This is a genomic window from Microbacterium sp. PA5 (assembly GCF_049860775.1).
Lineage (GTDB): Bacteria > Actinomycetota > Actinomycetes > Actinomycetales > Microbacteriaceae > Microbacterium.
The window spans coordinates 2,666,901-2,680,276 of record NZ_CP187567.1 but is presented as its reverse complement, the minus strand read 5'-3'; the positions used below and the strand labels follow the sequence as shown (position 1 = coordinate 2,680,276).

Sequence of the window (13,376 nt, the reverse complement as noted above, 5' to 3'; positions counted from 1 at the left end):
CCTCTCGGCTGGCGGGCACGATACCCGGCATGTATATACTCGGAAATCACATACCGGGTATGCACCCGGTCGTGCAACCGAGGGAGACGCGGATGTCGGTGCGACAGAGCCTGCTGGCCATTCTGGATCAGGGCCCCTGCTACGGCTACCAGCTGCGGGCGGAGTTCGACCGGCGCACCGGCTCGACCTGGCCGCTCAACGTCGGCCAGATCTACAACACACTCGACCGGCTGGAGCGCGACGGCCTGGTGGCCAAGGGCGACGTCGACGAGCAGGGCCACGTGTACTGGCAGATCACCGAGGCGGGATCCGCCGAGGTCCGCGCCTGGCTGTCGTCCCCCGTGGAACGCAGCCACGGCACCCGCGACGAGCTCGCGATCAAGCTCGCCGTGGCCGCGACGCTCCCCGGGGTCGACGTCTCCGAGGTCATCCAGACCCAGCGCCTCGCCTCGCTCTCGCAGCTGCAGGAGCTCAACCGCGCGAAGTACGCCGGAGCGAACCCCGACGGTCCCGAGGAGCTCGCCTGGTCGCTCGTCGTGGACTCGATGATCTTCTCCGCCGAGGCGGAGGTGCGCTGGCTCGACCACACCGAGCAGCGCCTGGCGATGCACCCCCAGCATGCGATGGCCCTCGAGCTGTCCACCGAGCGGCCCAAGCGCGGCCGGCCGGCGCTGCGCCCCGCCGCCGAGAGCGCGGCCCGCGCGTGACCGCGGTCCTCCAGCTCATCGGCGTCACCCAGCAGTACGGCGCGGGCGCGACCAGCGTCTCGGCGCTGTCGGGCGTCGATCTGACGGTCGCCAAGGGCGAGCTGGTGGCCATCATGGGGGCCTCGGGCTCGGGCAAGTCGACCCTGCTCTCCATCGCCGGCGGCCTGCAGAAGCCGACGACCGGCGAGGTCGTCGTCGAGGGGACGTACCTGTCGACGGCATCCACCCGCGAACTCGCGCAGCTGCGGCGGCGCTCCCTGGGATTCGTCTTCCAGGACTTCAATCTCATCCCGACCCTCACGGCCCTCGAGAACGTGACGCTGCCGCTGGAGCTCGACGGCTTCCGGGCCCGCGCAGCGCGCCGTGCGGGTCGGGATGCGCTCGTCTCCGTCGGCCTCGACGCGAAGTTCGACGCGTACCCCGACGACCTCTCCGGAGGTCAGCAGCAGCGCGTCGCGATCGCCCGCGCCGTCGTGGGCGGGCGGCGGCTGATCCTCGCGGACGAACCGACGGGCGCGCTGGACTCGGTCACCGGCGAGGCGGTGATGAAGATGATCCGCTCGCGGGTCGATCAGGGTGCGGCCGGCATCCTCGTCACCCACGAGGCCCGGCATGCGGCGTGGGCCGACCGGATCGTGTTCCTCCGCGACGGCCGGATCATCGACCAGTCGCAGCGCGACGGCGCCGACTCGCTGCTGGCGAGGGCGCGGTGACCGGCACGCTGGAGCGTGCGGAGTCCGTGGGGACGGATCCGCACGCCCGGCAGCCGGGACTCGAGTCGTCGCGGTGGGCGCGGTGGCGGGTGGCGGTGCGCCTGGCTCGGCGTCAGGTGCGTCGCACGTGGGTGTCGAGCCTGCTCATCATGACCCTCGTGGCGCTGCCCATCGCGGCGATGGCGGGGGCGGCCATCTTCGTGGACAGCATGATCGGCACGCCCGAGGAGCGCGCCGACGTGGAGCTCGGCCGGATGGCGGCCTGGGTGCAGCCCGCGGGGGTGGCCGGTGCCGGGTTCTGGCAGGCGCCGGGCGAGCCGTTCTGGAACGGCTACCCGCGCGATGCCGACGGCGGCGGGGGCGAGCAGCCGGAAGGGGAGATCCCGACCGATCCGCTCGACGCCCTTCCCGCAGGCACCGAGACGGTGCCGATCGGCTCGGGTCAGGTGCGGATCGACACCGCGGCCGGGGTGGCGGCGGTGCAGGCCTGGGCGGGCGCCGCGTGGGATCCGCGGTTCGCGGGGCGGTTCGACGTGATCGACGGCCGCGCCCCGGTCACGGACGACGAGGTGATGGTCACACCGGCCACCCTGGAGCGGACCGGCGTCGCGGTCGGCGGTGTGTTGCGCAGCGACGACCGCGACTACACGATCACCGGCACGATCGAGGTCGCCGACCTGCCCGACGCCGACAGCGCGGTCGTGTTCGCCGACGCGGAGCGCTTCGCCGACCGGCGCTGGTACCTGCCCGAGACCGCGCTCTCGTGGGCGGACGTGCAGGAGCTGAACGAAGCGGGCATGATCGCCTACGCCCGCGCGGTCGTCCTCGATCCGCCGCCGTTCTCGGTCGACGGCGAGTGGATGCTCGACCGTGCCACCCAGGACTTCTACAGCCGGCTCGCGCTCGCCGCCAGCCTCGGCGCGGCGGGGGTGGCCGCCGGGTACATGGTCGTCATGCTCGCCGGCGCCGCGTTCGCGGTGAGTGCGCGCCGGCAGCAGCGCGCCCTCGCGATCGCGGCGAGCGTCGGCGCCGACGCGCGCGACCTCCGGCGCACCGTCCGCCTGCAGGGCACGGTGCTGGGCCTCGTCGGAGGTGTGGTCGGGGTGGCCCTGGGCATCGGCCTGGCTGCGCTCACCCTCGCGATCGTGGACAACGGCTCCGCGACGCAGTTCTGGGGCTTCCACGTGCCGTGCCTGCTGCTGGTCGGCATCCTCGTCTTCGCCGTCCTCATCGGGACCGCGGCGGCGCTCATGCCGGCCCGCGGTGTCGCGAAGTCGGATGCGATGAGCGCGCTGCGCGGCGCCCGTCGCCCGCAGAAGGTCACCGCGTCGCGTCCGATCTGGGGATCGGTCATGCTCGTCGGCGGTGTCGCCCTCACGATCCTGTCCGGCCTCGCCGCTGCGGCCGTCACGGCGAGCTCGTCCATCCCGTACGACTCGCCGCTGCGCTGGCTGCCGACCGTCGGCATCATCGTCGGACCGATCGTCGCGCAGCTGGGGATCGTCCTGTCGGGGCGGTGGCTGCTCTGGCTCGCCTCGCTCGCGCTGTCGAAGCTGGGCATCGCCGCACGGATCGCCTCGCGGGATGCCGTCGCCAACGGCGCGCGCACGGTGCCGGCCTTCGCGGCGATCGGAGCGACCGTGTTCGCCGGGGTGTTCGCCGTCGGCATGGGCGGGATGGTCACCGGGCAGACGGCCCGCTCGTGGACGTACTCCGCCCCGGTCGGCACCGCCATCGGCTCGCTGTACTCGCGCACCCCGGACCTGCTCACCCGCGAGCAGGCGGAGGCGGCCGCGGCCGAGACCGTCGCGGTCTACCGCGAGGTGGGCGCGACGGCCACGGGCGTCGCCGAACGGCAGCAGCCCCTCTGGGTCGAGAGCGAGGCGGACATCCCCGAGGACCTGCTCCGCGCGACCACCGTGCGACCCGATCGGAACCTCATCGATCCCGCCAGCGTCGACGGATGGGGATACTCGACCGAGCTCGCGGACCCGCAGAACAACATCTCGGTCATCGCCGTCGACGACATCGAGACCGTCACCGGCATCCGCCTGACGGAGCGGCAGCGCGCCGCCTACGACGCGGGCGCGGCGCTCGTGACCGATGCGGGCCTCGTCACCGACGGCCGGATCGAGGTCTCCGCGTGGACGGAGCGGCAATGGCAGTTCGGCGGCGCGCCCACCAATGTGCTGCGGCCTGCGCCGGGCGAGGACATCGAGGAGCCGGTGTGGTCGAAGGGTCTCGACGCGTTCGTGGTCGCCGCCCCGCATCAGGCGGTGCAGGTCGCGGTCTCCCCGGCGACAGGGGAGAAGCTCGGCATCGAGGTGGTGCCGCTCATGGTGTACGGCGGCTTCGACGGGGCGCCGACGACAGAGCAGTCCGATCGGCTCCGGGCGCTCGGGGAGAACCTGCAGAACGATGACTACGCGGCGTCGGTCTGGGTGGAGACCGGGCCGATCGGCGCCGAGTCCTGGCTCGTACCGTTGCTGGTGGCGGTCGCCGTGCTCGTCGTCGGAGCGAGCGCGGTCGCCCTCGGGCTCGCGCGCTTCGAGCGGCGCCCCGACGATGCGACGCTCACCGCCGTCGGTGGCACCGACGGCCTCCGCCGCCGGATCGGGTTCTGGCAGGGACTCGTGATCGTGGGATTCGGGACCTTCGCCGGCGCCGCCGCCGGCATCCTCCCGCCGATCGGCTTCCTGCTGCAGTCGCAGGTCGACACCGGGCGGGAGCTCTCGATCGCGGACGTGCCGTGGTTGCTGCTCGCCGCGCTCGCCGTCGCGCTGCCGCTGGTGATCGCCGTCGCCAACGCCGTCGTCCCGCCCCGCCGCCCCGACCTCACCCGCCGCACCGCGATCGCCTGACCCCCTCCCGCCCCCGCTCCTGGTCATCCCGCGAGCCGACACGCTGTGTGCGAGCCGACACGATGCGAACCGCGCGGGAGGTGTCGGCTCGCGCGGATCGTGTCGGCTCGCGGACTGGAGGAGGATAACGTCGGAACATGCCCCACCCTCTCGTGACCGCCGCCGAGCTCGCCGCACTGCTGGACGCGGAGGCGCCGCCGATCGTGCTCGACGTGCGGTGGCGGCTCGATGCGCCCGACGGCCGCGCCGCGTTCGAGCAGGGGCACGTGCCCTCGGCGCAGTACGTGAGTCTCGACGACGACCTCGCGGCACACGGCGCGCCGACCGACGGGCGGCATCCGCTCCCTGCTCCCGATGTGTTCGCCGAGACCGTCCGCCGCTGGGGCGTGTCGGAGGGGGACACCGTCGTCGTGTACGACGACTGGCTGACCTACGGCGCGGCGCGGGCGTGGTGGATGCTGACCGACGCCGGCATTCCGGCACGGGTGCTCGACGGCGGCCTCGCGGCGTGGCGGGATGCCGGTCTGCCCCTCGAGCCGGGCCCCGGTACGCCCCGCGCGCCGGGCACCGTCACCGTCGCGTCGGGGCTCCTGCCGCAGCTGGACATCGACGAGGCGGCGGCGCTTCCGGGCACCGGCATCCTGCTCGACGTCCGGGCGCCGGAACGGTACCGCGGCGACACCGAGCCCATCGATCCGCGCGCGGGGCACATCCCCGGTGCGATCAACTCGCCGACGGTCGACAGCAACGCCGCCGACGGCCGGTTCCTCCCGCCCGAGGAGCTGCGCGCGCGCTTCGTCTCCGCGGGGGCGCGTGCGGACGAGGCGGTCGGCGTCTACTGCGGGTCGGGCGTCTCGGCATCCCACGCCGCCCTGGCCCTCACGCTCGCGGGATTCACCCCGGCCCTCTACGTCGGATCCTGGAGCCAGTGGGCGAACCACCCCGACCGCCCGGCGGCCGTCGGCGCCCGCCCCTGACGCCCCCTCGCGCCTCCCACCGCCCTCTTCGCCGAGCCGACACGCTGCGGCCGAACCGACACGATATTGGGCGTCAGAAGCGTGTGGGTTCGCGCGAATCTTGTCGGCTCGGCAGAGGAAGGAAGAAGAAGGGGCTGCGTCAGGTGAGGAGCGGGGCGAGCTCGGCGGCGGCGGAGACGAGGATGGCGGCGGTGTCGGCGGGATCGGCCACCCGACGGGGCGGGCCGGCGAAGGCGAGCGCCCCCGCGAGCACGCCGCCGTCGCCGCGGATCGGCGCGGCCAGACACCCCGTGGTCGCCGCCTCCCGGCGCACGACGCCGAAGCGCGCGAGGTCGTCGCGGTCGGCGGTGTCCCCGCCGTCGCGCTCCCGCAGCAGCAGCCGCCCGACGGCGTAGCGCTCGGGCTCGCGCGCCAGGCGCACCGGATCCGACAGCGGGAAGTCCGGGTCGGCGTCGGCGACGACGACCCGCCCGTCGACGTACATGACGAGGTGGATGCCGCCGCGCACCTGTCCCCGCACGCGTGCCAGGACGGCGTGCGCCGCCCGCGGAACGTGCACCGGGGCTGCCGCGACCGCCAGATGGACCACCTTCGCGCCGAGGGCGAAGCCGCTCAGGTCGGGGGTGCGGACGAGGAACTCGTCCTGCACGAGGAGATTGAGCAGGCGGTACGCCGTGGCGCGCGGCATCGCGAGCGCTTCGGAGATCTCCCGCGCCGTGGTGCCCGGGCCGAGAGCGGCGACCGCCTCGAGGACGGTGAGGGCGCTGTGCACCGCGCGCGGCTGGCGGGCCGTCAGCGAGGGCGCCGCGGGGCCCGTCGCCGGACCGGGCGCCGGGCCGTCCATCACCCCTCCTTCCGCGCCACGCCGCCGAGGACCTGCGCCGCGACGGGCTCGTCGTACCCGCCGACGCCGTCCAGCCGCGCCGCGCCCGGCCGCATCCGCCACGCGATGAGCGCCGCCGCCGCGGCCGCCAGCGCGATCGAGATCCACACGCCCGAGTTCCCCACCTGGGCCTCCACGACGAGGTAGACCCCCAGGCACGCGATGATCGCCGCGGCGGCGACCATCGCGACGGCGGCCGCCCACGCGGTGGTCTCGCCGATCCTGCGGAGGAACAGGGGTGCGGCGACGCAGACGATCGCGTACGCGACGATGTACCCCACCGCCGAGACGACGATGACGGACTCCATCGCGTCCCAGGGGCGGATGCCGCCGGCCACCAGCGCGAGCGGGATCGCGGCGATCACGGGCACCGAGACGGCGACGGCGCCGATGGGGGTGCGGTGACGGGCATGGGCGCGGCCGAACAGCGGCGGCACGACGCCGTCACGGCCGAGCGCGAACAGCACGCGGGTGAGCGCGGTCGTGGAGGCGAGCGCGCAGGCGAGGAAGGAGGCGGCGATGCCGACGTCGGCGGCCGCAGCCCACCCCTGCAGTCCGAACAGCGCGGCGAGCTCGTCGATGGGCGCCTCGGAGGCGACGAGGTCGCGGCCCGCGGCGGCGAAGCCGGCGACCTGCGTGTAGGCGGCCAGCAGGTACAGCGTGCCGGCGACGAGCACGGTCCACACGATCGCCCGCGGGATGTTCCGCAGGGGCGAGCGCGCCTCGACGCCGAGGGTGGCGGCGCTCTCGAACCCCACGAACGCGGTCAGTGCGAGCACCGCGCCCGCGGCGACCGCCGATGCCGATACCCCTCCGGGCGCGGACGGCCACAGCGCCTCGGGCTGCAGCGGCCCGATGTGCACGAGGAGGGCGATCAGCAGGGCCACGACGAGCGCCACCGACACCGCCTCCACCACCAGGGCGACGCGGGAGGACAGGCGGATGCCGCGCACGAGCACGATCGCCAGCACCGCCGCCTCGCCGGCGAGGGAGAGGGCCGACAGCAGCGGTGCCGGCGCGGACGGCCACACGCGCGACATCATGAGCGAGAGGTAGTGGGCGCCGCCGAGCAGGGCGAACACCGAGATGAAGGCGTAGCCGACGATGATCGCGGCGGCCGTGGCGAGCCCCGCCGACGGGCCGAGCCCGCGCGCCGCGTACGTGTAGAGCGACCCGCTGGCGGCCAGCCGCCGGGCGAACTGGTTGACGGTCCAGGCCACGAGGAGCGCGAGCAGGGTCGCGACGGCGACGGCGAGCACCGTCGCGCCTCCGGCGGCGCCGGCGACCAGCAGGATCACCGTCGTCGCGGCCGCCGTCGGGGCCACGGCGGCCACCGACTGCGCGAGCACGTCGGCGAAGCCGACCGTCCGCCGCTCCAGGCCGTGCAGCGGCGAGCGTGCGGCGAAGTCGTGCACCGGATCGGGTCGCGCGATCGCGCGCTCCAGAGCTGTCATGCGACCTCCCGGGGATCGCCTCGACGGTATCCGGGCGCCGTTGCCCCGTGGCTACCGCCGTGTTTCGGGCTCGTGTCGCCCGAATGAGACACGGCGACGCCGGCCGTCCCGTTCGGCGGCGCCGGTTTTTCACGGCCCCGAGACGGTGAGGCAATCGCGGCCCGCGACCCTGGTCGCAGTCGACCCGTCCGCCGCCACCGGCACCACCGTCAGAAGAGGAACACCATGACCCAGCTCGAATCCCCGGGCGTCGAGGCATCCGCCAAGCGGGTGCTCACCGGCTCCCTCGGCGCCACCGCGATCGTCTTCATGGTGGTCGCCGCCGCCTCCCCGCTCACCGTCATCGGCGGGGCCGCACCGCTGGGCATCCTGCTCGGCAACGGCGTCGGCTTCCCCGCCCTGTACGCGGTGAGCGCGGTCATCCTGCTGCTGTTCGCCGTCGGGCTGGCCGCGATGTCCCGCCACATCCCGCGTCCGGGCGCGTTCTTCACCTACGTCGGCTACGGGCTCGGCCGCTCGACCGGGCTCGCCGCCGCGTGGGTCGCGATGCTCACGTACACGACCATCCAGGTGTCGGTGTACGGCTACATCGGCTTCATCCTCAGCTACACGGTGGAGACCTACGCCGGCGTCGCGCTGCCGTGGTGGCTGTTCGCCCTGCTGATCATCGGGCTCGTCGGCATCCTCGGCTACCGCCACATCGACCTGTCGAGCAAGGTGCTGGGCGTGCTCCTCATCGCCGAGGTCGGCATCGTGGCGGTGCTCGTCGCGGTCGTCGTGTTCTCCGGCGGAGGTCCCGAGGGCCTGAGCCTGGCGCCCTTCGAGCCGGCGAACGTCGTGAGCGGCTCGCCGGGCGTCGGCCTCATGTTCGCGATCGCGGCCTTCATCGGCTTCGAGGCGACGGCGATCTTCCGCGACGAGGCGCGCGACCCCGACCGCACGATCCCGCGCGCCACGTACATGGCCGTCATCGGCATCGGCGTCTTCTACACCGTCGCCTCCTGGGGCCTGGTGATGGCCTGGGGTCCGGGCAGCGTCGTCGACGAGGCCGCAGCCGACCCGGGCAGCCTGATCCTCCGCACGATGGCCACCTACCTCGGGGCCACCGGCGAGATCATCACCAACGTCCTGCTGATCACGTCGATGTTCGCCTGCGTCCTCTCGTTCCACAACGTCGTCACCCGCTACCAGCACTCGATGGCCTCCGCCGGGGTCCTCCCGGACGGCCTCGCGTCGGTGCACGCGCGCCACCTGTCGCCGCACACCTCCTCGATCGTGCAGACGGCCACCGCCGCGGTGCTCATCGCGGTCTTCGCCGGGTTCCAGCTCGACCCCGTGCTGGCCGTCTTCACCTGGTTCGCCGGCGTCGCGACGCTCGCGATCGCGATCCTCATGGCGCTGACATCCGTCGCGGTGATCGCGTACTTCCTCAAGACCCGCAAGGACACCCGCGCCTGGAACACGATCATCGCGCCCGGACTCGGCTTCCTCGGTCTGATCCTGTCGGCGGCGCTCATCGTGGCCTACTTCCCGATCATGGTCGGCGACGTCGACGCCGAAGGCGCTCCCGTCTTCGGCGGGCTCAGCTGGTTCCTGCTCGCGCTCGTCGTGGTCTTCCCCGTGCTCGGCTACCTCCAGGCCGCCTGGATCAAGAAGCGCCGTCCGGCCGCCTACGCGAAGCTCACCGACGCGATCGCCGGCTGACGGCGTCCCGCCCTCCCTTTCCCGCCCCACCCGCACCAGAGAGATCCCTTCATGACCGACACCCTCACCGCCGACCTCGCCGCCGCGACGCCCGCCGCACCGGCGCACCCGCTCGCCTCCCTGACCGCCGCCGAGATCGAGGCGGTGCGCGCCATCGTCCTCGACCTGCCGACCACGACCGACCGCACGCGGTTCGCGTACGTCGGACTGGAGGAGCCCGCCAAGGGCGAGATCCTCGCGTGGGAGCAGGGCGGCCCGGCCCCCGAGCGGCGCGCCCGGGTGCAGCTGCTCGACATGACGACCACCCGCTCGAGCGACCTCGTGGTGTCCCTCGGCAGCGGCAGCGTCGTGAGCGAGCACGTGCTCGACGGCACGGCCGGGCAGCTCCCGATCCTCGACGCCGAGTTCGAGGAGGTCGGTCTCATCGCGGGCGCCGACCCGGAGTGGGTCGCGGCGCTCGCCGCCCGCGGACTGAGCGTCGACGACGTGGTGCTCGTGCCGCTGTCGGCCGGCCACTACGGCTACGGCGACGAGGATGGCAAGCGCATCCTCCGCACCTTCGCCTTCCAGCAGTTCCACGCCAAGGACCACCCGTGGGCGCACCCCGTCGACGGGCTGACCGCCTACATCGACGTGGCCGCGCGGAAGGTCATCCGCATCGTCGATACGCCCGGGTTCGAGATCCCGCAGACCAGCGGCAACTTCGACGACCCGGCGTTGCAGGGCCCGCCGCTGGAGGGGCTCAAGCCGATCGAGATCACCCAGCCGGAGGGTGCGAGCTTCACGGTCGACGACGAGCACGTGACCTGGGGCGACTGGGACCTGCGCATCGGCTTCGACACCCGCGAGGGCCTGATCCTCCGCCAGCTGCAGTTCCAGGGGCGACCCGTGATGTACCGCGGATCGATCAGCGAGATGGTCGTGCCCTACGCCGACCCCGCGCCCAACCGGTTCTGGCAGAACTACTTCGACACCGGCGAGTACCTGTTCGGCCGTTACACCAACGAGCTCGAGCTCGGCTGCGACTGCGTCGGCGACATCACCTACGTCGACGCCGTCCTCTCCGACGAGCTCGGTTCGCCCCGCACGGTGCGCAACGCCGTCTGCATGCACGAGGAGGACTTCGGGTCGCTGTGGAAGCACACCGACCTCTTCACCGGATCCAACGAGGTGCGCCGTCAGCGACGCCTGGTGATCTCCTTCTTCACCACCGTCGGCAACTACGACTACGGGTTCTTCTGGTACCTGTACCTCGACGGCACCATCGAGTGCGAGGCCAAGCTCACCGGCATCCTGTTCACCTCGTCGTACCCCGGCGAGGACTACCCCTACGCGTCGCAGGTCGCCCCGGGCCTGGGTGCGCCCTACCACCAGCACCTCTTCTCCGCGCGACTGGACATGACCGTCGACGGGCAGGCGAACGTCGTCAACGAGATCGACGCCGTGCGGGTGCCGATCTCCGAGGGCAACCCGGCGGGCAACGCCTTCACCAAGAAGGTGACGCCGATCGTGAGCGAGGCGGTCTCGGGACGCGTCGCGGACGGATCGGTCGGCCGCGTCTGGCAGATCGCCTCGACCGAGAAGACGACCTCGCTCGGTCAGCCGACCTCGTACGTCCTGTTCCCGGAGGCGCATCCGATCCTCCTCGCCGACGACGCGTCGTCGATCGCCTCGCGGGCGGCGTTCGCGACGAAGAACCTGTTCGTCACCAAGTACGACCCGGCCGAGCGCTACGCCGCGGGCGACTTCGTCAACCAGCACCCTGGCGGAGGCGGCATCCCGGAGTTCATCGCGGGCGACGAGCCCCTGGTGGGCGAGGACCTCGTCGTCTGGCACACCTTCGGGCTGACCCACTTCCCTCGCAACGAGGACTGGCCGGTCATGCCCATGGACTACGCGAAGTTCACGCTCAAGCCGTACAACTTCTTCGAGCGCAACCCCGCGCTGCACATCCCGGCACCGGTCTCGGACCACTGCTCGGCGGGCACGGCGGCCGCGCACGCCGGTGGGTACGGTCCCGTCGCCGGTGCGCACGATCACGGTGCGCACGATCACGGTGCGCACGATCACGGTGCCCACGATCACGGTGCCCACGATCACGGTGCGCACGGCCACCACGGCCACCACTGAGCGCGTGGGCGAGGTCCTCCACCTGTGGGCCCTCGCGCCCGCCACGGTCGGCGCGTGCTGCGTCGCCGCCGACCGTGGCCGCGCGCGGGTGCCCGAATTCGCCGCCGCCGCGCTCATGCTCGTCGCGATGGCCGACGTCGGCACCGGGGCGCGCCTGATCGCGCCGGTGCTGTGGGCGCTGCTGCTGGTCGTCGGGGCCATGGGCCTGGCGGCGCTGCGGGGCGCACGGCGGCCGCGCCCGGCCGCGGGAGAGCGGATGCCGCATCCCTCCCGCGCGATGACGGTGATGACGGCGCTCGGCCTGGTGGTCATGGCCGCGCTCATGATCACGATGGGGACGGTTGCTCCGTCGTCCGTCGCGGACGCGGGCGGCGGTCACGGCCACGGTGGGCTCGGCGCGGTCGGCGGCGGGCTCGGGATGGTGGTCGCGCTCACGACGGTGGTCGCCGCGGGATACGTCGCGGTCTCGGCGGTCGCCGCCGTCCGCTCCACCCTCCGGCTGGACCGCGTCCAGTACGTCTCGATGGCCGCCGCCACCGCGCTCATGGCCGCCGCCACCGCCGCCTGACCCCCTCCCTCCTCCCTCCCTCCCCCCTCCCTCTCTCCCTCCCCCCTCCTGCGCCGAGCCGACACGTCCCTACCGAGCCGACACGCTTTTGCGCGTGCGCAGCGTGTCGGCTCGCGCACAACGTGTCGGCTCGGCGGCGCCGGCAGCGGCCGGACGGGAGCAGACTGGGAGCATGCGTGCGACGTACATGTACGGACCCGGCGACGTCCGGGTGATCGATGTCCCCGATCCGGCGATCGAGGAGCCGACGGATGCCCTGCTGCGCACGCTCGTGGCCTGCGTCTGCGGCAGCGATCTGCACCCGTACCACTCGATGGAGCCGAGCGAGCACGGCCGCTCGATGGGTCACGAGATGATCGGCGTCGTCGAGGAGGTCGGCGCGGAGGTCGCGACCGTGCGCCCGGGCGACGTCGTGATCGTGCCGTTCGTGTGGTCGTGCGGCGTGTGCGACTTCTGCCGCGCGGGGCTGCAGACCTCGTGCCGGATCGGCGGCCTCGCGAACGCTCCGCGCACCGGCGGCGCGCAGGCCCAGTACCGCCGCGCTCCGCTGGCCGACGGCACCCTCTCCCGCGTCGACGTGGCCGAGGACGACGAGCGCATGCCGGGACTCCTCACCTTGAGCGACGTCTACGGCACCGGGTGGCATGCCGCCGTCACCGGCGGCGTCGCTCCCGGCGCGTCGGTGACCGTCATCGGCGACGGCGCGGTGGGACTGCTCGCCGTGCTGTCGGCGGCGCAGCTGGGTGCCGAGCGGATCGTGCTGATGGGGCGACACGAGGCACGCACCGACCTCGGCCGGCGATTCGGCGCGACCGATGTCGTGGCGGCCCGGGGCGAGGAGGGCGTCGAGGCCGTCCGCGCGCTCACCGGCGGCGACGGCACCCACGTGGTGATCGACGCGGTCGGCCATCTCCCCGCCTACGAGCAGGCGCTCGGGGTCGTCCGCGACGGCGGGGTCGTCACCCGGGTGGGCGTGCCCCAGTACTCGACGGGCCCGATCGGCCGCGAGCAGTTCGTCCGCAACGTCACCATCACGGGCGGCGTCGCCCCCGTGCGCGCGTACATCGACCGGCTCCTTCCCGGCATCCTCGACGGATCGGTGGATGCGGGCGCGGTGTTCGATGTGGAGCTCCCGCTCGACGAGGCGGCCGAGGGCTACCGCCTGATGGACGACCGCGAGGCGCTGAAGGTCCTCCTCCGCCCCTGACGCCCCGCATCCCGCTTCCGCCGAGCCGACACGATTCCGCCGAGCCGACGCGCTTTTGCGCGCTCACACCGTGTCGGCTCGTGCGAAACGTGTCGGCTCGGCGGATGGGGGCCCGTGGCGGTTGCCAGGAAGCTCCCAGGAAACCGCGGCGATCGGCATCGTGGCGCGGATC

10 protein-coding genes are annotated in these 13,376 nt (G+C 73.1%); 8 read left to right on the top strand and 2 right to left on the bottom strand.

The features are described 5' to 3' along the window. Nucleotides 1-92 precede the first annotated feature (92 nt). The 4 genes from ACPWUT_RS12720 (at nucleotide 93) to ACPWUT_RS12705 (ending at nucleotide 5,258) form a co-directional block, all read left to right on the top strand. Nucleotides 93-707 carry a PadR family transcriptional regulator gene (locus ACPWUT_RS12720; protein WP_284528213.1) on the top strand — a complete coding sequence of 205 codons (615 nt, stop codon included), beginning with the start codon at nucleotides 93-95 and terminating at the stop codon, nucleotides 705-707. Beyond that, nucleotides 704-1,420, top strand: coding sequence for an ABC transporter ATP-binding protein (locus ACPWUT_RS12715; protein ID WP_284528214.1), 717 nt, complete (start codon nucleotides 704-706; stop codon nucleotides 1,418-1,420). The genes ACPWUT_RS12720 and ACPWUT_RS12715 overlap by 4 nt, the downstream gene beginning before the upstream one ends. After that, the gene (locus ACPWUT_RS12710; protein WP_425838204.1) at nucleotides 1,417-4,281 is read left to right on the top strand and encodes an FtsX-like permease family protein; all 2,865 of its coding nucleotides are present in this window, start codon (nucleotides 1,417-1,419) and stop codon (nucleotides 4,279-4,281) included. Before ACPWUT_RS12715 ends, ACPWUT_RS12710 begins: the two co-directional genes overlap by 4 nt. Before the next feature lie 137 nt (nucleotides 4,282-4,418). Next, nucleotides 4,419-5,258, top strand: coding sequence for a sulfurtransferase (locus ACPWUT_RS12705; RefSeq protein WP_425838201.1), 840 nt, complete (start codon nucleotides 4,419-4,421; stop codon nucleotides 5,256-5,258). A gap of 139 nt (nucleotides 5,259-5,397) precedes the next feature. On the opposite strand, the gene ACPWUT_RS12700 is transcribed toward ACPWUT_RS12705, so the two are convergent. After that, entirely contained in the window at nucleotides 5,398-6,102 is a 705-nt protein-coding gene (locus ACPWUT_RS12700; RefSeq protein WP_284528217.1) for a helix-turn-helix domain-containing protein, read from the bottom strand. Continuing rightward, nucleotides 6,102-7,595: an APC family permease gene (locus ACPWUT_RS12695; protein ID WP_425838197.1), complete on the bottom strand. Its 1,494-nt coding sequence runs from the start codon at nucleotides 7,593-7,595 to the stop codon at nucleotides 6,102-6,104. The genes ACPWUT_RS12700 and ACPWUT_RS12695 overlap by 1 nt, the downstream gene beginning before the upstream one ends. 225 nt (nucleotides 7,596-7,820) lie before the next feature. Between ACPWUT_RS12695 and ACPWUT_RS12690 the strand changes: the two genes are divergently transcribed. The 4 genes from ACPWUT_RS12690 (at nucleotide 7,821) to ACPWUT_RS12675 (ending at nucleotide 13,204) form a co-directional block, all read left to right on the top strand. Further along, a complete protein-coding gene (locus tag ACPWUT_RS12690) occupies nucleotides 7,821-9,299 on the top strand; it encodes an APC family permease (RefSeq protein ID WP_284528219.1) in 1,479 nt (492 codons plus the stop codon). A 51-nt stretch (nucleotides 9,300-9,350) separates the two neighbouring features. Further along, entirely contained in the window at nucleotides 9,351-11,429 is a 2,079-nt protein-coding gene (locus ACPWUT_RS12685) for a primary-amine oxidase (RefSeq protein WP_425838193.1), read from the top strand. Next, nucleotides 11,326-11,997, top strand: a complete 672-nt coding sequence (locus ACPWUT_RS12680) for a hypothetical protein (RefSeq protein ID WP_425838190.1) — start codon at nucleotides 11,326-11,328, stop codon at nucleotides 11,995-11,997. Before ACPWUT_RS12685 ends, ACPWUT_RS12680 begins: the two co-directional genes overlap by 104 nt. 172 nt (nucleotides 11,998-12,169) lie before the next feature. After that, nucleotides 12,170-13,204 carry a zinc-binding dehydrogenase gene (locus ACPWUT_RS12675; protein ID WP_284528280.1) on the top strand — a complete coding sequence of 345 codons (1,035 nt, stop codon included), beginning with the start codon at nucleotides 12,170-12,172 and terminating at the stop codon, nucleotides 13,202-13,204. Nucleotides 13,205-13,376 lie beyond the last annotated feature (172 nt).